The organism is Streptomyces sp. NPDC008079, assembly GCF_042957385.1.
Taxonomy (GTDB): Bacteria; Actinomycetota; Actinomycetes; order Streptomycetales; family Streptomycetaceae; genus Actinacidiphila.
In genome coordinates, this window is the sequence record NZ_JBIBIC010000004.1 from 127,814 (window position 1) to 147,621 (window position 19,808).

Genomic DNA, 19,808 nt, shown 5'->3' on the forward strand with positions numbered 1-19,808 from the left:
CGCGCCGCATGGTGCACGCGCGGAATGCGGGCGCGGTCACAGCGTCTCCAGCCGGTCGAGCAGCGCCCGCAGTACGGCTTCGGGAATCGCCGGCTGCGGCGGGCCGGTCGTCGGGTCGATCCACGGCCACAGGTCGGGACCGACGATCGCGCGGGCCCGGTCGGGGCTCTTGCGCAGCAGCACCCCGTGCCGCTCGGCGAGCCGGGCCGCGAAGAGCCGCTGCAACTGCGGGCGGAGCGTGGAGTGGAAGTGCAGGGCGCCTTCGGGGCCGAGCGCCTTGCGGACGACCCGCGGCCATTCGCCGAGCGCCGGGGCGCGACCGCCGAGCAGCCGCACGGACTTGCGGTATCCGCTGTCCTGCGCGCCCGCGCCGCCGACGTACCGGGCGACGCCCAGCGCGACGACGGTGATCAGGGCGAGGCCGGTGGCCGCGGCGACGAGGCCGTCGGTGAGCGCGAGCAGCACTTCGGCGGCGACGACGAGGCAGCCGAGCAGGGTCAGCGAGTGGCGTACGGAGCCGGGCGGGCCCGCCGCCCGCCGGAGGCGTTCTTTCACTGTGCGGCCTCCGCGGCTGTTTCGGTGGTCCGCTTCCCGGGACCGCCGCCGTCGCCCGACGCGGCCTCGTCCGGGGCGAGTTGGGCGGCGATCTCGGTGAGTGCCCGCGCGGCGCGGTCCCGGTGGCCGTCGTCCATGGGGTGGGTGGAGTAGCGCGCCTCACGGAAGAGCGCGGTGAGCGCCGCCGCGCTCGGGCCCGCCAACCGGCCTGCCGTGACGGCCCGTTCGAGCAGGTCCTGCGGGCTGTCGGAGGCGCGGCGGGCGATGCCGGAGGCGGCGAGGGACCGTTCCATGGCGGCGTAGCAGGCGATGACGGCGGCGCGCGCGTCGGCGTCGTCCCGCAGCGCCCGGCGCCCGGACTCCACGGCCTCGGCGAGCAGTTCGTCCTCGTCGTCGGCCTGGTCGTACCCGGGGCCGTCCTGCCGCTCCGCCTCGCCCGACCGCAGATAGCGCCAGAGCAGCACGGCGGCGAGGACGACGGCCAGCACCAGCAGTCCGATGCCGATGCCGATCAGGACGTGCGTCAGCCAGGAGGGGAAGCCGTGGTTGTCCTGGTGCCTCTTGAGCGGACGCGGCGGTGTGGGGGCGCTGGGGGTCGGCGCGGTGGCGTCTCGCCATTTGCGGTCCTTGCCGCCGCCCGAGTTACGGCCGGACGCGTGGAACCGGTGCATGACGAAGATCAGCAGCGGGACGACGAAGGCGGCGCCCAGCAGTGCGGCGCGGACCACGTCCGCGAGCCGCTGCCGCAGCGGGTCGGACTCGGCGTCGTCACCGGCCTGGAGCACATAGCGGTTGTGGAGCATCAGCGCGCCGATGAACCACGCGAGGCCGAGCGCCACCACGAACACATTGCCGCCGAGCGGTCCGCCGCCCTTGCCGAACGCCTTGCCCTCGGGCCGCAGCACCAGGGCGCTGAGTGCCAGACCCGCGATCACCAGGACGCCGAGCGCCGCCCGTGCCCCGGCGCTCGTCCGCGGCCCTCCCCCGTTCCCCGCCCGTCCCACCGCCACCTCCCCTTGTCGCGGAAGGCAGCTTCGCACACGAGTCCAGGGCTGTCAGCAGGCCCCCCGCCGGGGCGGACGCGCTGACGGAGGGCGGGAGCGGGCCGGGGCGTCCTTCAGTAGCGCTGGGCCTGGGCCACGCGCGGGAAGAGCGTCTTGTCGGCGTCCTTCGTGCTGAAGGCGACCGGCTGGGCGTGTTTGCCGGGCTCGACGTCGCGGGCGCCGACGACCGTGGAGTCCACGACGGCGCCGTCGGAGTCGGCGAATTCGACCTTGACGGCGAAGGACGCCTTCGTGTCGGTGGTGTTGGTGATGCTGACCAGGACGGCGTTGAGGCCGCCGGTCCTGGCCTTGGGGAAGCCGGTGAGCTGGACGTCCTTGACGGCGTTGCCCTGCCCGTCGACCTTGGCCAGCTCCGACTTCGCCTCGGCCGCGGCGCTGCCCGCTCCCGCTTCCACCGACGCCTCGAAGCTGGAGGCGGCGGCCTTCGCGGAGGACTGCGCGGCGGAGGCGGTCTGCTGGGCGGCGGAGGCGAGGGAGTCCAGCGGGGAGGGCAGGGTGCCGGAGAAGTTCCCGGTGCTGGGCGGGCCGCCGGGCGTCGTCGCTCCGGTCGAGCTGTTGCCGGAGGAGTTGTCGCAGGCCGACACCAGCGCGAGGCCGCCGGCCGCCATGGCCACCAGCGCCGCCGCGGTCAGTGAGCGCAGGCGGCGCGAGCGGGCCGTACGGGCCCGTCCGTCACCGGTTTCTCCTGCGCGGGTCCCCTCGGTACGACGTCGGCTCACGGGCTTCCCCTCCGGTTTCTGCGCTGGTCACCGGTCGGGCACACGCTCCGGCCGCCCCTCCACCGTGCGGGGTGCCCCGGCGGCGCGCAGCGTGCGCGGTGCCGTACGGGTGACGCGCCGGGCCCGGCGGTCGGGTGTCCGCACCGGCCCTGCGAGGGGGTGCCCGCCGCGGGCCTTGCGCGTTTGCGGGGTCGGCGGGGCGGGCCGAGCATGAGGCCATGACCGATCCGGTGGCGTTCGACGTGGTCAGCGAGGGCTTGGCCGAGGTGCACCGGCGGCTGCTGCCGCTGCGGGACGGCGAGGTGGCGTCGTACATCCCGCAGCTCGCGCTGGCCGACCCGGACGACTTCGGCATCTCGCTGGTGAGCATGGGCGGCCACCGTTACGAGGCGGGCAGGTCACGTACCGAGTTCACCGTGCAGTCGGTGTCCAAGCCGTTCGTGCACGCGCTGGCCCTGTCCGAGCTGGGCCTCGACGAGATGACCCGCTGGGTGGGCAACGAGCCGAGCGGCGACGCCTTCAACGCGATCAGCCTGGAGCACGGCACCGGCCGCCCCGCCAACCCCATGATCAACGCGGGGGCCATCGCGACGACCAATCTCGTACCGGCCGCATCGCCGGGCGAACGGTCCGCGCGCATCCTCGACGCGCTGAGCGCCTTCGCCGGGCGGCGGCTCACCGTGGACGAGGACGTCTACCGCTCGGAGGCGGCCACTGGCGACCGCAACCGGGCGCTGGCGTATCTCATGCACGCGGCCGGTTCGCTGCGCACCGACCCGGTGGAGGCGGCGGAGGTGTACTTCCGGCAGTGCTCGGTGCTGGTGAACACCGTCGATCTGGCCGTGATGGCGGGGACGCTCGCCAACGGCGGGGTCAATCCGGTGACGCGCGAGCGGGTGGTGGCCGAGCAGGTGGCCGTCGAGGTGCTGTCGGTGATGGCGACCTGCGGGATGTACGACGCGGCCGGTGACTGGCTGGTGCGGGTGGGGCTGCCCGCCAAGAGCGGGGTGTCCGGCGGCCTCGCGGCGGCCAGCCCGGCCCGGTTCGGCATCGCCTGCTACAGCCCGCCGCTGGACCGTACCGGCAGTACGATCCGCGGGGTGGTCGCGCTGCGGGAGCTGTCGCGGCGGTTCGGCATGCATCTGATGCACCACCCGGTGCCGGGCGCGGACACCGTGACGCGGGTCGGCACGGGCGGCAGCGGCGGTACGGGGACACGGGTCTCCTCCGGGCGGGAGCGGGTGACGGCCGACCGCGACCTGCTGGACCGGGACGGCGACCGGGTGGTGCTGGTGGCCGCGCGCGGCGAGGTGGACTTCCCCGCGGCGGAGCGGCTGCTGCACGCCCTGGCGAGCGCCGTGCCGCTGGTGCCCGGCTGGGTGGTGGTCGACATGGAGCGCGTGACGCACGTCAATCAGGTGGCCGGGCTGATGCTCGGCAACGCCTTCGAGCGGATCTCGGCGGCGGGGCACCAGGTCGCCCTGGTCGGCGCGCCGGACCAGCACTGGGGCGGTGTCGCGGTACGGCACGACAGCGTGGAGGACGCGCTGGCGTGGGCGGAGGACGCACTGCTGTACGAGCTGCGGCCACTGCCCCAGTGAGATATCCATAAAGAGACAAAGGGATTTCATGTCCGGGGGGACTTCGCCGGAAGGGCCTGCCATGCACTCGCCTCTCAGCCCCGCCACCCTCGCCGACCTGCGCCGTCCGCGCCACTACCCCGCCGTCTCCGTGCTGATGCCGACGCACCGCCGGGAGCCGGACAACGCACAGGACGCCGTACGCCTGCGCAATCTCATCGCACGGGCCAAGGACGAGGTGGAGTCCGACCCCGAGGTGTCCAGGGCCGACCGGATCGATGTGGTCGAGCAGCTGGACAAGGCGCTGTCCGAGGTGGACCTGGTGCACGCCGAGGACGGTCTGGCGATCTTCGCGGCGCCCGGTGAGCACCAGGTGTGGTCGCTGGACCGCTCGGTGCCGGAGCGGGTGCTGCTCGCGCAGACGTTCCTGACCCGAAATCTCATCGCCGCGCAGGCGGCCGACCAGCCGTACTGGGTGCTGGCGGTCTCCGCCGACCACGCCACTTTGTGGGGCGGCGGCCGGGAGCGGCTGACCGAGCACACCGCGAGCGGTTTCCCGAAGACCCGGTCGCTGCCCGACACCGACATCGAGCGCGAGGAGCGCATCGGGGACCGGCCCAGCACCTTCAACGACGAGGAGACCCGCCGCTATCTGCGCGAGGTCGCCGACGCCGTCGGTACGGTGCTCACGGCCGAGCCGCGGCCCCTCTACGTCGTCGCGGAGGCCGAGGCCCTCGCCGTCCTGGACGAGGTCAGCCCCGATGCCAAGGAGGCCGTCCGGGTCCTCCAGGGCGGTCTGTCCAAGGGGCCCGCCGAAGCCGTCCGGCAGGCCGTGCTGCCCGCCGTCCGCGAGCGCGCCGACCAGGACGTCTCCGATGTCCTCGCCGAACTCGACGCCGCCCGTGGCCGCCGTACCTTCGCCGCGGGCGTGGACGAGGTCTGGCAGTCCGTCGTCGAGGGCCGCGCCGCCGTCGTCGTCATCGAGGACGACTACCGCACCACCGTCCGCGACGACGCCGACCACCTCGTCCCCGCCACGCCCGAAACCCCGGGCGCCCGTGAGGACATCGTCGACGAGATCGCCGAACAGGCCCTCGACACCGGCGCCCGCGTGCACTTCGTCCCCGACGCGATGCTCAACGGCTCCCACCACATCGCGGCCGTGCTGCGCTACTGACGGCCCGCACGGCCTTTCTCCGCCTCGGGCCTCGCCTCATACGCGGTCTCTTGCCCGGTCTCTTGCGCGGCGGGCCCCGCCTCTTGCCCGCTCCCCCAGCTCCGGCAGCCGCCGCGCGTCGTGGCGCGGGAACCGCACGGCGGCGCCGCGCTGGCGCGCCTTGGACTCCGCGGCGCGCAGCGCGGTGTCCGCCAGGTCCACCCCGGTCGCGTCCAGATCCAGCCCGGCGCACATCAGCACGTGCTCGCCGGACCGTGTGCCTGCGGTCCGCCCGTACGAGCGCCTCCGTCAGAAGTCGATTTCCACGTAGTCGATGTCGGTGAACTCGACCAGCAGCCCGTCCGCGCGGCGGCCGCTGTCCTTGAAGTAGACCTCCTGGAGGCCCTCGGCGGCGATGGCCTGGAGCTGCTGTTCGGTGGCGCCGGAGGACTGGGCTTCGAAGAGCCGGGCGGCGTAGGCGGGCGGGAGGTGCTGGGTGATCCGCCGCATGCGGCCGTCGTCGGTGGAGCCGGGGGCGGCGGTGAAGCCGAAGCGGGCGCGGGTCTCGATGACGAGGCCGTCGGAGGTGGCGGCGCGGCGCTGGGCGCGCTGTTTGACACGGGGCTGCCAGTCCTGCCGGACGGCGGCGGCGAGGCGGTCGGCGAGTTCGCGCCGCGGCCGTTTGAGCGTGCCCTTCAGGTAGCGCTCGACGGTGCGCTGGGTGACGCCGAGGCGCTGGGCGACGGCGCGGGTGGAGCCCTTGGCGTATTTGACCAGGAAGCGCATCTGGGCCTGCGCGGACTTGGGGATCGGCCGGGTCTGGGTGTTGGCCGTCGCCTTGTCGAGGCTGTCGCCGATGATGCCCACGCTGTGGTCCTACTCTCCGTCGACGGCGGCGTCGGTGCCCTTGATGTGCCGGGCCGGGTTGTGGCCCTGGTCGAGGAGTTCGACCGCCCACATCAGGTCCTGGGTGCCTTCGTGCTTGACCATGCCGGGACTGACGCCGAGCCGGAATCCGCCGGGCAGCGGCTTGCCCTCCGGCGCGCGCGGCAGGAAGTCCAGCGGCGAGGGGCCGTCCGAGGCGTAGACGGCGCAGTCGGACAGCACGGCGAGCGGGTAGAGCCCGACGGCGGCGAACTTCCGCATTTTGCGGTGCATGTTGACCCGCGCGGAGGAGATCACGGCCGCGCGGATGTCGGGCCGCCAAGTGGGGCGGTCCAGCGCGGACCACCGCTCCCCCGGCCGGTAGCCCGCGCCCTGCGGGCGCTCGCGGAGCTTGCCGATGCCGCCCTTGACGGTCGCCTTGACGGCGGACAGCACGGCGGCCAGGCCCGGATCGGTGTCCTTGTGGACGGCCATCGCGGCCAGGAAGTCCGCCTCGTCCATCCCCGCGGTGACGCCGAGCTGCCCCATCGTGGCGAGGTAGGCGTCCCGCAGCCGGGTGTACCAGGCGTCCAGATACGCGCCGGTCTCCGGCCGTACGTACGCCTCGACGGGCTTGACGTCGTGGCCGAGTTCGACGGCGTAGGCGACGGTCGGGGTGGCGTACCAGGCGGGTCCCTCGGGGCGGGTGCCCTGGGGGGTGAAGGGGCTCGGCAGCCGGGGGTCGAGTTCGATGCCGGAGAGGTCGACGAGCCAGCAGCCGGGCAGCGCCTTGTCGAAGCCGGGGGCGGTGCGGTGGACGGGGGCGCCGAGGCCGACGGTGAGGCGGTTCGCGGCGGCGGCGAAGGCCATGTTGACGTCGATGCCGACCGCGTACGGCCGGGCGCACTCGTCGTCACCGAGGAGCTGCGGGTCGCGGATCCAGTCGTACGCCTCCTCGTCCAGCACCTGGTCCGGTGTGCGCCGGTGGCCGCGCGGATGGAGCCGGGCCGCCACGGGGTGCTCGTCGGGGGCCTCGGGCGGCGCGGGGTCGACGGCGGCGCCGAGCGCGCCGGCCACCTGCCCCGACACCCACGCGCCGCTCGCCTCGTCCCGTACGGCCCTGGTCGGCGGGCGCAGGCTCGTCATCAGTTCGAGGCCGCAGACGGCGGTCGAGCCGCGCGGGGTGATCACGCGGGTGGCGTACGTGCCGAGGACGCGGGCCACTTCGGCGGGCGGCGCCTGGTCCACGTTCCCCCACGACCGGCTGTCCAGCGCGCCCCAGGGCAGGATCGCGAGCTGTACGCACTGGCGCTGTCCGGCCTGCGCGGGCCGGTAGACGCGTGCCCAGGGGCCGAAGCCGCGCCGGGTGAGCTGCCAGCCCGCGCGGGCGACGCGGCGTACGGCCTCGTGGTCCTCGGGCAGCCGCAGCCCGCGCCGGTCGGCCAGTTCCGCGGGGAGGCCGAAGCGCGTGGTGGCGGACTCGGTGAGGACGACCAGCGGGTCGGCGTCCTTGCCCGAGCGGTGCAGCCGGGCCGCGCCGAGGCGTGCGTCGGTGAGGGCCCACTGCACGAGCGACGGAATGTCGTCCGCCGGGCATTCCAGGACGAGGCCGCCGACGCAGTACGCGCTGCCGTCGCCGTCCACGACGGCCAGCGGTCCGTTGGCGAACCGCGGATCGGCACCGGGCTCGGGGGCACGGACGGAGGCGGGGGCCTGGGGGCGGCGGGCGGGGGCGGGGCGGCGCGGCGGCGGGGCGGGCTGGCGCGCGGGGGCGGCTGCTGGTTCGGGTGCGGGGTCAACGGGGGCCGGGAGCCGGGGAGTTGGCGGCGCCACCACGGCGACCGGCGCGGGCACAGGTACGGGCACAGGTTGCGGGGCCGGCTCAGGAGCCGTGGCGACCGGCGGCGCCGGATGCAGCGCCGCGAGACCGTCCAGCAGCCGTACGTACGCCGCCCGCTTCGGCGACCTCGGCTCGGCGCGGCCGGACTCCCACGCGGTGACCGTCTCGCGCCGCACCTTGAGCGTCTTCGCGATCTGGTCCTGGCTGATCCCGGCCGCCTCACGCAGCCGCTTGCGCTCGGCGGGTTCCGGCAGCGAGTCCTGCGCGGCCACCTGTTCGAGCAGCGCGTCGACCGAAGCGAACAGCTCGCCCTGCTCATTCGACAACCGGACCACCTCCGGCCGTCACCCTAGCCAAACACACACCCGAACACACGCCGGACACACAGTGTCCGGCGATCATGCCGGCGCGGCGACCGGCTACGGCTGCCGCGTCACCCCGCTCACCGTGAGCCGTACCGGCAGGGCGCCGCTGCCGATCAGAGCGGCCAGGTCCTCCGCGCGCTGCCGGTCCAAGTCGCCGAAGATCTGCGCCGCGCCGTCGGTGATGGCCTGCTGGACGGCCGGTGCGGACAGCAGGTCGTCGTCGAGCAGGATCGCGAACTGATTGGCGGGCGGCGTCTCCTGGGCCAGCGCCGCGGTGACCGTGCCGAATGTCTTCGCGCCCCGCTCGGTGAAGTTCAGATTCACCATCCACTGGCCGGAGTTCGGCTCGTACGCGGACTTGGCGCTCTTGACGTCCTCGCCGTCGAGCGCGACCGGGCCGAGCAGGTACTTCTGGCCGGTCTTGGCGTCGCAGGCCGGGGTCGGCTCCTCGGGCCTGGACAGCGGGGGCGTGCCGGTGACCGGGCAGGTGAGGGCGTCGAAGCGCTGCCGAATCTCGGCGGACCCCTCCGCGTGATCGCCCTTGACCGCCCGGAAGGCCAGCTCGGCGGTCGCAGCCAACTGCCGCAGCCGGTCGCCGCTGTCGCCGGGCGCGTCGGCGGTGATGACGTTGCCGCGCTGTTCGATACGGGTGCCGGTCAGTCCGAAGGCGGCGGCGCGTTCCTTGAGCCGCCGCACCGTCTCCTGGAGTTGGTCCGCGCTCATCGCCGAGGCGGCGGTGTACGTGGCGACGGTGCGGCCCGAGGCGGTCGACTCCGACGGCTTCACACCGCTGTTGGGGTCGACCGCGTCGGGATCGACGGCGCCGGGGCCGGACGGGCCGGAACGGGCGGCGCCGGGCGAGCCGGGGGACGGCGAGCCCGACGAGCAGGCGGCGAGAGCCGGGCCGAGCGTGATCAGGACGACGGTGAGGGCGACCGTGGAAACCGTACGGTGAGGACGCATCCGCCCAGTCTGACGTGTGATCAGCCGCTACGACAGTACGGGCGGGCTCGGCGCCGGCCCAGTCGACGGCCGCCGTACCCACACCAGGAGGACGACGGAGACGACGGCGGCGAAGGCGCACCAGGTGGAGACGAATTCGGTCCGCCACACCGCCGCGCAGACCGCGGCCCCCACCCCGGTGAGGACGCCGAGCAGCCGCAGCATCCGGTCCGCGCTGAGCAGCAGGGAGCCGACGGTGGCCACCAGATATCCGGCGATGACCAGCGGTACGGCGGGCACGTCCACCGCGTAGCCGACGGTGCGGCCGCGGATGTCGGCGACGGGCGCCCGGTCGATCAGGCAGGCGACGAGCACGACGGCGGTGGCGAGTCCGGCCAGCACCGGTACGGCCAGCCGCAGCCGCCCGCCCGGCGGCGCGGCGGTCAGCACGGCGAGCGGCACATAGGCGGCCAGCAGCGGCAGCGCGATGATCGCCCACGCGAGGGTGGCGGGCCCGGTGCCGCCGCCGCGGTGCCAGACCGCGGCCTCGATGAGCTGATGGGCGCCGAGCACCAGCGGCAGCGCCGCCAGCGGCAGGTCCCGGGCCCGGCGTACGCGCGCGACGCAGGTCACGCCCAGGGCGCAGATCACCGAGCCCGCCGCCAGATCGGCCGTGGCGCTCCAGCACATGAGGTCCCCTCGCGTCGTGCGGTCCGATGATCCGTTGTACGTCCCCGTCACGCTACGACGCCTGCCCTCTTCCGGCCGCGGGACCCCGCCGCGCGGCCGGGGGAAATCGCCTCCGGCGGGAATCGCGGGTGAGACGACGAAAAACGGCCCCACGCGCCGAAGCGCGTGGGGCCGTTGACGGTGCTCAGTGCTCAGTGCCAGTGCTCAGTGCTCAGTGCTCGAAGCGTCGGGCGCTCAGGTACTCCTACGGGACCGCCCGCGCTCAACTCGCGAGCAGATCCCGGGTCCCGGCGGTCCAGGCGCGCGGGCCGGTGAAGCCGTGCGCGCGCCAGCGGGCGGCGCCCCGGCGGCGGGCGGCCGTCGCGTGGTCGGCGTCGGCCGCCGCGCGAACGGTGGCGGCGCGGGCGAGCAGCACGGCGGTGACCGCGGCGATCTCCTCGGGTGTCGCGGTGCCGCGCTCGACACGTACCAGCGTCGTCGGCGCCGGAGCCGCCTCGGGTGCGGCGAGCGGCACCACGGCGGGCGCGGCGTTGATCGTCTCCAGCGCGGGCGGTCCCGGCTGCGCCGGGATGGTCAGCGTGCCGACCCGCACCAGGTGCGGTGCGGCGGGGGTGGGAGCGGTGATGGCGGCGGGCATGGGCGGTGTCCCCTTCGGTCTCGGAACTGCCGGACGGAATGCACGAGTTGCGGGCGGCTGCGCTGACGCACCGTCAAGGGCTGTGCGGAGTACGGCGGGCTACTGCGGCGGGTTGCCGTGCTTGCGGCGCGGCAGGTCCGCGTCCTTCGTCCGCAGCATGGACAGCGACCGGATCAGCACCGACCGCGTGTCGCGCGGGTCGATGACGTCGTCCACCAGGCCGCGTTCGGCCGCGTAGTAGGGGTGCACGAGTTCCCTGCGGTACTCCTCGATCTTCTGGATCCGCATCGCCTCGGGGTCCTCGGCGGCGGCGATCTCGCGGCGGAAGACGACGTTGGCCGCGCCCTCCGCGCCCATGACGGCGATCTCGTTGCTGGGCCAGGCCAGCGCGATGTCGGCGCCGATCGACTGCGAGTCCATGACGATGTATGCGCCGCCGTACGCCTTGCGCAGCACCACCGAGATCCGCGGCACCGACGCGTTGCAGTAGGCGTACAGCAGTTTGGCGCCGCGCCGGATGATGCCGTCGTGTTCCTGGTCGACGCCGGGCAGGAAGCCGGGGACGTCGACCAGGGTGACGATCGGGATGTTGAAGGCGTCGCAGAACTGCACGAAGCGCGCGGCCTTCTCCGACGCCTTGATGTCCAGCACCCCGGCCATCGCCGACGGCTGGTTGGCGACGATGCCGACGGTCTGCCCGTCGAGCCGGGCCAGCGCGCAGACGATGTTGGGCGCCCAGGCGGCGTGCACCTCCATCGAGTCGCCGTCGTCGACCAGTTCCTCGATGACGTCCCTGATGTCGTAGCTGCGGTTGCCGTCGGTCGGCACGATCTCCAGCAGCGCGTCGCCCGGCCGGTCCACCGGGTCCTGTCCGGGGCTGGCCGGGGGCAGTTCGCGGTTGTTGGACGGCAGCAGCGACAGCAGGTAGCGGACCTCGGCGAGGCAGGTGTGCACGTCGTCGTAGGCGAAGTGGGCGACACCGGAGACGCTGGCGTGCACGTCGGCGCCGCCGAGCGCGTCCTGGGTCACCTCCTCGCCGGTGACGGCCTGCACGACGTCGGGCCCGGTGATGAACATCTGCGAGATGCCGCGGACGGCGAAGATGAAGTCGGTCAGGGCCGGGGAGTACGCGGCGCCCCCGGCGCAGGGGCCGAGCATCACGCTGATCTGCGGGATCACGCCCGATGCCTTGGTGTTGCGCTGGAAGATGCCGCCGTAACCGGCGAGCGCGGAGACGCCTTCCTGGATACGGGCGCCCGCGCCGTCGTTGAGCGAGACCAGCGGGGCGCCGGCCGCGATGGCCATGTCCATGATCTTGTGGATCTTCTCGGCGTGCGCCTCGCCGAGCGCGCCGCCGAACATCCGGAAGTCGTGGGCGTAGACGAAGACCGTCCGGCCCTCGACGGTGCCCCAGCCGGTGACCACGCCGTCGGTGTGCGGGCGCTTGCCCTCCAGGCCGAAGCCGCTGGCCCGGTGCCGCCGCAGCGCCTCGACCTCGGTGAAGCTGCCCTTGTCCAGGAGCAGGTCGATCCGCTCCCTCGCGGTCAGCTTGCCCTTGGCGTGCTGGCGTTCTGTCGCCGTGGGGTCAGGGCCCTGGCGGGCCAGCTCCTTGAGGTCGCTCAGTTCCTGCAACCGGTCGGGGACCTCGGCGGGAGACTCCGCGTTGGGCATGGCGCTCCACCCTCCCTTGCTCGGGTTCATGTCGATCACTCCTGTGGCCGCCGGACGGCGGCCTGCGGCACGCGGTGCACCCGCGTGCGTGAATCGGCGATCAGCTCCGTGGCGTCCTCGGCGTGGAGGCAGTCGGCGGTCAGTGTGCGGACGACGGTGCGGTAGTGGTGCGGGGTGCGGACGGCCGCCGCGGTGGCGTGGCCCGGCGGTCCCGGCACATCGGTGACGGACCATCCGGACGGGCGGTGCGGGCCGCCGCGCCGGGCCGCCGCGGTCCCGAGGTAGTCGGCGGCCAGGTCGCGGCGCAGACCGGTGCCGAGGCCCTTGAGATACGCCTCCTTGCGGGTCCACAGCCGGGCGAAGGCCGCGGGCCTCCTGCGGCCGGGCACAGCGGCCAACTCCGCCTGTTCCGCGGGGTGCAGGTCGGGCAGGCACAGCCGTACGGCGTTGGCCGGCGGCACCCGCTGCACGTCCACGCCGACGGTGGCGCCCGCGAGGGCGACGACCGCGACCTGGTGGCTGTGGGACAGCGAGAAGTGCGGCCAGTCGGGCACGGGGCCGCGCGGGCGGTCGAGCAGCACCGGGCGGCCGTGCGGGCCGCCGCAGCAGGGGCAGCGGTCCCGGCCGAGCCGCAGCGCCCGCGGCGGGAGGCCGGTGTAGGCCGACAGCAGGCGGCGCAGGGCGACGTGGGCGGAGAGGTAGCGCACCCGGTCGCCCGTACGCAGCAGGCCCGCGGCGCGCTCGCGTTCGTCGTCGTCCAGTTCCCCGACCGGCAGCGGCGCCGGGTCGGTGTGCGTCCAGGGCCGGGGCAGCACCCAGATGTGCAGGTCGCCCGGCGCGACGGTCAGAGCCGGTGCGGTGGCGGCCCCCGTACGGTCCACCGCGGCGCTCACCGCGCGGTGCGCGCCGCTGCGGTGAGCCGCGGCCTCTCCGCCGGGGTGTCGAAGACGGCCCCGGCGACGGCGCCGACCGGGGCCGTCTGCGGGACGCTCTGCGGTACGGGGGTCACCAGCCCGGCCAGCAGCGCCGCCACCTCGGTGACCGAGTCGTCCCGCAGCAGGTCCGCGGCGGGGACGTCGACGCCCAGCGCCGAGACGAGCCTGCGGCGCAGCGCCAGCGCGGTGATCGAGTCGACGCCCTGACTGCGCAGCGACCGGTCGGTGCTGATCCGGTGGGCCGGGGGCACATGAAGATACGGCTCCAACTGACGGCAGATGTAACGCTCGATGATCCTGGTCCGCACGTCGATGCCCGCGGCACGCAGGACGTGCGGGTCGGGAAGCCCCCTCAGGTGCAGGGGGACCGTCTGTTCCATCACGGCATACCGCCTTCCATCGGTAGTGCACGGACCGGTGCCGCCGTTGCGCTGTGGCGCGGCGGTTCACCGGCAGGTTCGAGAACGTGCCGCGCGGACGGCTCCGCGGGGCACGGGTCGCTCCGCGCGGTGGCGGAGCGTCGGCCCGCGGCGGTCGTCCGGAACCGGGCCCGCGGCCCTCGTGGGGACGGGCGCGGTACGGACGGGGCGCGTACGGGCGGGGGTTCGGGGGCCTCGGGGCACCGTGCGCGCGCCGGCGTCACGCGCCGGTCGTCGGGACGGCCGGGGTCTCGGGCGACCGGCTGTCGGTCTCCCGCGCGCGCCCGGCCTCCCGATCACCGTCGCCCTCGCGCTCCGCCCGGTCGCCGTCGTCCGCCCGGTCGCCGCCGTCCCCTCGGCCCCCGCCGTCCCCTCGGCCCGGACGGGGCCGGTCAAGCAGCATGGCGACCGCCGCCGCGGCCAGCGAGACGATGCCACCCGCGTAGAGTCCGGATCTGGCGCCCCAGTGCTCGGTGAGCCAGCCGACCGCCAGCGCGCCCAGCGGGGTGGTCCCCTGGAGGATGAGCGCGTAGATGGCCAGCACCCGCCCGCTGAACGCGGGGTCGGCGCCGAGCTGGATGCGGTGGTTGGCCGCCTGGGCGAAGTAGAGCGTGGTGAAGCCGGTGACCGCGAGCAGCAGCAGCTCGCTCAGGTAGTTCGGCGCCCAGCCCGCCGCGGTCTCGGCCGCGCCGAAGGCCAGCGCGGAGCCGGTCACCAGCCGTCCGCTCGGCCGGGTCGTACGCGAGGTGGTGACCAGCGCCGCCAGCAGCGATCCGGCCGCCAGCGCCGTGGTGAGCAGTCCGAAGGAGGCCGCGGAGGTGTGGAAGACCGTCTTGGCCACCAGCGGCAGCGTGAGCTGGAAGTTGAACCCGGCCAGGCCGATGACGGCGACCAGGGCGAGCGGCAGCAGCAGGTCGGGGCGGCTCGCGGTGTAGCGCAGGCCGTCGATCACGCGGGCGCGGGCTGCGCCCGGCGGCCCGCGGTGCAGTTCGGCGGGCCGCATCATCCGCAGCGCGACGACCGTGGCCAGATAGCTGACGGCGTTGAGTAGGACGACGGGTCCGGTGCCGAGCCAGCCGACGAGCAGGCCGCCGAACGCGGGCCCCGCCACCCGTGCGACGTTGAAGTACGCCGCGCTCAACGCCGAGGCGTTGGGCAGCAGTTCGGGGCCGACCATCTCGCGCACGAACGACATGCGGGTGGGGATCTCCACGGCGCTCGCGGTGCCGAGGCCGAGGGCGAACAGATACAGATGCCACAGCCGCAGCGTGCCGGTGAGCATCAGGGGCGCGAGCAGGGCGGCGAGCACACCGCAGACCAGGTTGGCGGCGACGAGCAGCGCGCGCTTGTCGTGGCGGTCGGCGAGCCGCCCGCCGTACAGCGCGAGGAGCAGGACCGGGGTGAACTGAAGGGCCGTCACCAGGCCGAGCGCGGTGGGTGAGTTGTCGGTGAGCGAGAGGACCGCCCAGTCCTGCGCGACCACCATCATCCAGGTGCCGGCCGCCGAGACGACCTGGCCGAGCGCGAAGAGCCGGAAGTTGCGCACGGCCAGCGACCGGAAGGGCCCGCCCGCGGACCGCCGTGCCCCGCCCTTCGGTTGGCGGAGGGCGCCGGCCCTCGAACGGTCGGCGCCCTCCGGTCGGAGGCTGGAACTCACGCGCCCGTCTCGGGCGCGCCGAACCACCGCTGGAGCGCCTCGGCCAGGCCGTCCTCACCGCCCGTCGAGACCCAGGCGACATGTCCGTCGGGCCGGAGCAGGACCGCGGTGGCCCCCGCCAACTCCCGTGCGGACAGCCCCTCGGGCTCGGCGACCGTGCCGCTGACGGTCAGGACGCGGCTCTTCCAGGGCGCGGCGACCGCGCGCACGGCCGCCGCGTCGGCGAGGTCGACGAGCACGCCCTGCGCGGTGTGCAGCAGTTCCGTGGTGTCGGTGCCGCCGCCGTCGGTGTCGACCTTCAGCGGGGTCAACCGGCGTCCGGTCAGCGGGTGGTCGTCGTCCTTCGCGCCGAAGTCGTAGCGGATGTCGAGGCCGCTGACGGTGCCCGCGAGGTGCCGCTTGACCTCGTCGTACTCGATCAGCTCGGCGAACATCTCGCGGATCGGGTCCATTTCGGGACCGCCGACGTAGACCATGCCCTGGGTGGCGGTGTTCATCATCAGCCGCTCACCGACCCGGTGCCGCTCGGCGTGGTAGGTGTCGAGCAGACCCTCGGGCGCCCAGCCGGTGACGACCGCGGCCAGCTTCCAGCCGAGGTTGGCCGCGTCCTGCACGCCGGTGCTCAGGCCCTGGCCGCCCGCGGGCAGGTGGATGTGGGCGGCGTCGCCCGCCAACAGCACGCGCCCGCGCCGGTATTCGGTGACCAGCCGGTTGGCGTCGGTGAACGAGCCGACCCAGTCGGCGGTACCGGCGCTGATGTCCTCGCCCGTGATCCGCTGCCAGGCACCTGCCACTTCGGCGAAGGTCGGCTCCTCGGTGCGGTCCGGCGGCGGGGTGCCGTTCTCGACCACGATGACCCGGTCGACGTTCTCGCCCAGCGGCGCGGCCATGATCATGCCGCCGGGCAGCCGCTCGCCGAGGAATCGCGGGCGCAGCCCGCAGCCGACCACGTCGGCGAGGTACATGCCGCGGGTCGGGTCGGTGCCGGGGAAGTCGAAGCCGACGGCCTTGCGGACCGCGCTCTTTCCGCCGTCGCAGCCGACCAGGTACGAGGCGCGCAGGTGGCGTACGCCGTCCGCGGTCCCCGCGGTGAGGGTCACCGCCCCTTCCCCGTCGGCGACTTCGAGGAATTCCCAGCCGCGGCGGATGTCGGCGCCCAGGCCCACGGCCCACGCCTCCAGCACGGACTCGGTGAGCGACTGCGGGATGCCGCGGGCGCCGAAGTGCGCGCCCTCCAGCACCGTGTAGTCGAAGACCAGGCCGCCGAAGTGGCCGACCGGGGAGATCTCCAGGGTGCCGTCGGGGCCGCCGAAGGCGGGCAGCAGCCCGCGCTGGTCGAACACCTCCATGGCGCGGGCGGTGAAGCCCAGGCCGCGCGACTGCCCGGTGGGTTCGTCCAGGCGTTCCACGACGATCACCCGGGCGCCGCCCAGCAGCAGTTCACCGGCGAGCATCAGCCCGGTGGGCCCCGCCCCCACGATGATCACATCGGTGTCCAGGGCAGCGGCTCCGCCCGCGTCCGTGCTGTCCCTCTCGTGCACCTTCTCGTCCACCTTCTCGTCCACGTCTGACTCCTGTCTGAAAGGAAGTTGCCTCCGGCGAACGGGGCCACGGGCAGGGACGCGCCGCCGGACGGCCCGTCAGGAGGCGTCCGGCGGCGCTGTCGCGGGTGCGGTACGTCTGCGATGCGTACGGCGGGGGGCCCTGCGTACGGCGGCGCTCGACGACCTGGGTACGGCGGGGGCTCAGCGCGCGAAGAGCTGCGCGATGTGCGCGGGCGCGTCCGTACCGGCCCATTCGACGGCGCTCTGGATCACCGCTGGCGTGGCCTCGAAGCACCTGTTGTCGGGCGAGCCCAACTCGAAGGGGGCGGGGAGGAATTCGGACGTCCGCAGCCGCTCGAAGAGCTGGGCCGCGCCGGCCTTGGCCTCCAGCGTGCCCGCCTCGACCTGCTGGCAGATGGAGCGGGTGAAGCCGAGCAGCTCCGATATGTCCTGGCCGACCGGGGCCGGGAGTCCGGGCACATCGCGCTTCTCCAGGTCGCGGAAGACCTGCTCGTCGCGCTCGGGGTCGGCCATGAAGGTGCGGTACGCCCGGTCGATGGTGACCGTCGGCAGGATGCTGGTCGACTCCCACACCCGGATGACCGCGTTCCACAGGTCGTAGTCGCGGAAGCCGACGAAGGAGCAGTAGACGAGGTCGTCGTGGATGTCGAACAGGCCCTGCTGGAGGCTGTCGACATACGCGAAGCGCTCGACGGACCAGTCGCCGTCCTTGGACGCCTCGATCAGCCGCCAGGCGAGGGCGTTGACGACCTCGAGGGTGTTGGTCAGGCCGCGCGAGTACAGCGCGTCGATGAATCCGGCGGCGTGCGCGGTCAGACAGTAGCGCTCGCCGACGGTCTGCGTCGCGGAGTACTGGAGCCGGCCGGTGGCCACCCACGGGCGTACGGCGGTGGCGCCGGTGAACTGCTCGGCGATCTCGGGGTACCGCTCCAGGAACTGGTCGAACTGCTCCTGCGCGGAGACGCCGGGCTCGGCGGGGAATTTGCGCTCGTCCAGTTGCAGGCCCACGCTGCACAGCGGGTTGAGGGCGCCGTCGTGGTTGTCGAACGGGATCACCCAGAGCCAGCCGCCGTCGAAGACGTGGTGCAGGGTGCCGTTGTGCCAGGGGCTGGGCTGCTTGTGCGAGCGGGCCGCCTTCGCGTCGTCGAAGGGTGTGACGCCGACCATGTGCGTGAACAGCGAGCGCGAGTGCGCCCTGGCGCGGGTCGGGGTCTCGCGCAGCCCGAACTTCTCCGCGACCGGCGACCGGAAGCCGCTGCCGTCGATGAGGTAACTGGCGTGGAATTCCTCGCCCTTGTCGGACCTCAGCAGCACCCCGTGCTCGGGGAACACCTCGATGTCGGCGATCTTCGTGGCGACCTTGGGCACCGCGCCGTACTTCACGGCGAGGTTGAACAGATAGGCGTCCACGTCCTGCCGGAACAGGTGCGTCTCGGTGCGCTGCCACTCGGGCACCACGAGCTGGTTGATCTGTTCGGGGTCCTGCGGCTGCCCTTCGACGTGGTAGACGAAGCCGAAGTTCTGCTTGCGCCCGCACGACGGGGCGATCTTCTCCTGGATGCCCTTGAAGCTGGCCAGCGGCTCGATCTCGGGCACCTGGTAGCGCTCGGCGATGATCCGGGTCATCGACGAGGTGTACGGGATGGTGGACTCCCCCACCGCGAAGCGCGGGTGCACGCCCGCGTCGATGAGCAGGACCTTCACCCCGTTGCGGGCCAGCACCGAGCCCAGCAGACCGCCGGCCATACCCGCGCCGAGGATCGCCACATCGAACTTCTCATTGGACTGGGCCTGTTGGGCGGTTGTGTTCATGCTGCTTCGTCCCTCCCGGGTAGGAATGTGTCGGGGCACGCGAAAACGTCCCCGGCTCCCGGTGCGGGAGAGGGGACGTCACGGGGTCGGTGCGGTGCTGCTGCTCGCCGCGCTGTCGCGGGGCGGTGCGGTCAGTCCAGGGTGCGCAGCACGACGGCGGAGTTGAAGCCGCCGTGGCCGCGGGCCACCACCAGCGTGGTGCGCAGTTCCGCGGTGCGCGGCGACAGGACCAGATTGAGGTCGTAGCCGGGGGACGGCAGATCGTCCGCGGTCGGCGGGATCAGGCCCTCCTCCATGGCGAGCAGGGCTGCCGCCAGGTCCAGCGGCGCGGCCGTGCCCGGGTAGCGGCGCCCGGTCATGGTGCGGGGCGCGGTGACGGGTACCGCGTGCACGCCGAACACCGCGGTGACGGCGGCCGATTCGGCCGCGTCGAGGCCGGGGACGAACACCGCGTCCACCTCTCCGGGGACGGCTCCCGCGTCGCACAGGGCCAGTTCCACCGCGCGCCGCAGGCCCGGTTCGCGTCCGCCGCTCGGGTCGGGGTCGAAGGTCGCGCCGTATCCGGCGACCTCGCCGTAGATCTTGGCGCCGCGGGCCAGGGCCGCGTGCGCGGTCTCCAGCACCAGCAGCGCTCCGCCGCCGGGCCGGGCGGCGGGCGGCGGGGTGTGCGCGCTCCAGGTGGCGGGGCAGACCGGCGCGTCCACACCGCCGGAGACGATGAGCCGACCGCCCTGCCTGATCTGCCGCCGGGCGTGCGCCACGGCGTCCAGGCCCTTCATGCCGTCCCTGATCGAGATCTGGCCGCTGCTGACGGCGTAGAACCAGGCGAAGGAGCGGTACGCGCCGCTCTGCCGCCCGGCCTGGCCGCGCGGTCCGCCGGTGCCGGTGCCGGCCCGGAAGCGGGCGCCGAAGCCGGGCCCGCGGCCCTCGCCGTACCGCCCGCCGGGAGCCGCGGCGGCGGCAGCCGCGGCGGTGACGGCCGTCACCGCGTCGGGGCCGAAGTCGGGCAGGTCCTGCGGGCGGATGCCCGCGTCGGCCAACGCCCAGTCCGCTGCGGCCAGCGCGAGCCGGGCCATCCGGTCGGCCTGCGGCGCGGGCCTGCCCCACAGTTGGTCGCCCGGAGCGGGGTCGAGGAGGGCGGCGGTCTGCCATGCGGGTTCGCCCGCCGTACGGGCCTCGCCGTGCCGTCCGGCGCCGCGCCCGCTCCCGCACGCCTGCGCCCAGTAGTCGCGGGCGCCCAGTCCCGCGGGCGAGACGATGCCCAGACCTGTCACCACCACAGCGCCGGTCACGGCACCCTCCGCAGCAGCTCGGCCGCGCCGGGCACCCGCCCGGTG

Annotated in this window: 18 protein-coding genes; 2 read left to right on the forward strand and 16 right to left on the reverse strand. The window is 74.0% G+C overall.

Going from position 1 to position 19,808, the window contains the following annotated elements:
• Positions 1-36: 36 nt before the first annotated feature.
• The 3 genes from ACFZAM_RS11990 to ACFZAM_RS12000 form a co-directional block, all read right to left on the reverse strand.
• Entirely contained in the window at positions 37-555 is a 519-nt protein-coding gene (locus tag ACFZAM_RS11990; RefSeq protein WP_355341048.1) for a hypothetical protein, read from the reverse strand.
• The gene (locus ACFZAM_RS11995; protein ID WP_391045065.1) at positions 552-1,559 is read right to left on the reverse strand and encodes a DUF4129 domain-containing protein; all 1,008 of its coding nucleotides are present in this window, start codon (positions 1,557-1,559) and stop codon (positions 552-554) included. The genes ACFZAM_RS11990 and ACFZAM_RS11995 overlap by 4 nt, the downstream gene beginning before the upstream one ends.
• A gap of 113 nt (positions 1,560-1,672) precedes the next feature.
• Complete coding sequence (locus ACFZAM_RS12000) at positions 1,673-2,338, reverse strand: hypothetical protein (RefSeq protein WP_391045067.1); 666 nt, start codon at positions 2,336-2,338, stop codon at positions 1,673-1,675.
• A 218-nt stretch (positions 2,339-2,556) separates the two neighbouring features.
• Between ACFZAM_RS12000 and glsA the strand changes: the two genes are divergently transcribed.
• Together glsA and ACFZAM_RS12010 are read left to right on the forward strand one after the other, a co-directional pair.
• The gene (gene glsA / locus ACFZAM_RS12005) at positions 2,557-3,939 is read left to right on the forward strand and encodes a glutaminase A (RefSeq protein ID WP_391045070.1); all 1,383 of its coding nucleotides are present in this window, start codon (positions 2,557-2,559) and stop codon (positions 3,937-3,939) included.
• 61 nt (positions 3,940-4,000) lie between these two features.
• The gene (locus ACFZAM_RS12010) at positions 4,001-5,095 is read left to right on the forward strand and encodes a chemotaxis protein (protein WP_391045072.1); all 1,095 of its coding nucleotides are present in this window, start codon (positions 4,001-4,003) and stop codon (positions 5,093-5,095) included.
• A gap of 36 nt (positions 5,096-5,131) precedes the next feature.
• On the opposite strand, the gene ACFZAM_RS12015 is transcribed toward ACFZAM_RS12010, so the two are convergent.
• The 13 genes from ACFZAM_RS12015 to ACFZAM_RS12075 form a co-directional block, all read right to left on the reverse strand.
• Positions 5,132-5,329 (reverse strand): hypothetical protein, encoded by a 198-nt coding sequence (locus ACFZAM_RS12015; RefSeq protein WP_391045075.1) that lies wholly within the window; start codon positions 5,327-5,329, stop codon positions 5,132-5,134.
• Between the two features lie 54 nt (positions 5,330-5,383).
• Positions 5,384-5,941, reverse strand: a complete 558-nt coding sequence (gene tpg / locus ACFZAM_RS12020; RefSeq protein WP_355341067.1) for a telomere-protecting terminal protein Tpg — start codon at positions 5,939-5,941, stop codon at positions 5,384-5,386.
• Between the two features lie 9 nt (positions 5,942-5,950).
• Positions 5,951-8,104, reverse strand: coding sequence for a telomere-associated protein Tap (gene tap, locus ACFZAM_RS12025; protein ID WP_391045078.1), 2,154 nt, complete (start codon positions 8,102-8,104; stop codon positions 5,951-5,953).
• Positions 8,105-8,197: 93 nt separating this feature from the next.
• Positions 8,198-9,106: a hypothetical protein gene (locus ACFZAM_RS12030; protein ID WP_391045081.1), complete on the reverse strand. Its 909-nt coding sequence runs from the start codon at positions 9,104-9,106 to the stop codon at positions 8,198-8,200.
• Positions 9,107-9,133: 27 nt separating this feature from the next.
• Complete coding sequence (locus tag ACFZAM_RS12035) at positions 9,134-9,775, reverse strand: DUF6629 family protein (RefSeq protein ID WP_391045084.1); 642 nt, start codon at positions 9,773-9,775, stop codon at positions 9,134-9,136.
• A 262-nt stretch (positions 9,776-10,037) separates the two neighbouring features.
• On the reverse strand, positions 10,038-10,412 hold the full coding sequence (locus tag ACFZAM_RS12040; RefSeq protein ID WP_391045086.1) for an acyl-CoA carboxylase epsilon subunit: 375 nt from the start codon (positions 10,410-10,412) through the stop codon (positions 10,038-10,040).
• Between the two features lie 99 nt (positions 10,413-10,511).
• Positions 10,512-12,083 (reverse strand): acyl-CoA carboxylase subunit beta, encoded by a 1,572-nt coding sequence (locus ACFZAM_RS12045; protein ID WP_355341348.1) that lies wholly within the window; start codon positions 12,081-12,083, stop codon positions 10,512-10,514.
• A 35-nt stretch (positions 12,084-12,118) separates the two neighbouring features.
• Positions 12,119-12,976 (reverse strand): 4'-phosphopantetheinyl transferase superfamily protein, encoded by an 858-nt coding sequence (locus ACFZAM_RS12050; protein WP_391045088.1) that lies wholly within the window; start codon positions 12,974-12,976, stop codon positions 12,119-12,121.
• Positions 12,973-13,398: an acyl carrier protein gene (locus ACFZAM_RS12055; protein ID WP_355341083.1), complete on the reverse strand. Its 426-nt coding sequence runs from the start codon at positions 13,396-13,398 to the stop codon at positions 12,973-12,975. Before ACFZAM_RS12055 ends, ACFZAM_RS12050 begins: the two co-directional genes overlap by 4 nt.
• A 259-nt stretch (positions 13,399-13,657) precedes the next feature.
• Positions 13,658-14,983, reverse strand: coding sequence for an MFS transporter (locus tag ACFZAM_RS12060; protein WP_391045091.1), 1,326 nt, complete (start codon positions 14,981-14,983; stop codon positions 13,658-13,660).
• Positions 14,984-15,090: 107 nt separating this feature from the next.
• Entirely contained in the window at positions 15,091-16,593 is a 1,503-nt protein-coding gene (locus ACFZAM_RS12065) for an FAD-dependent monooxygenase (RefSeq protein ID WP_391045638.1), read from the reverse strand.
• Between the two features lie 246 nt (positions 16,594-16,839).
• Positions 16,840-18,471: a tryptophan 7-halogenase gene (locus tag ACFZAM_RS12070; RefSeq protein ID WP_391045094.1), complete on the reverse strand. Its 1,632-nt coding sequence runs from the start codon at positions 18,469-18,471 to the stop codon at positions 16,840-16,842.
• A gap of 131 nt (positions 18,472-18,602) precedes the next feature.
• A complete protein-coding gene (locus ACFZAM_RS12075; RefSeq protein ID WP_391045096.1) occupies positions 18,603-19,763 on the reverse strand; it encodes a beta-ketoacyl synthase N-terminal-like domain-containing protein in 1,161 nt (386 codons plus the stop codon).
• Between the last annotated feature and the right edge of the window lie 45 nt (positions 19,764-19,808).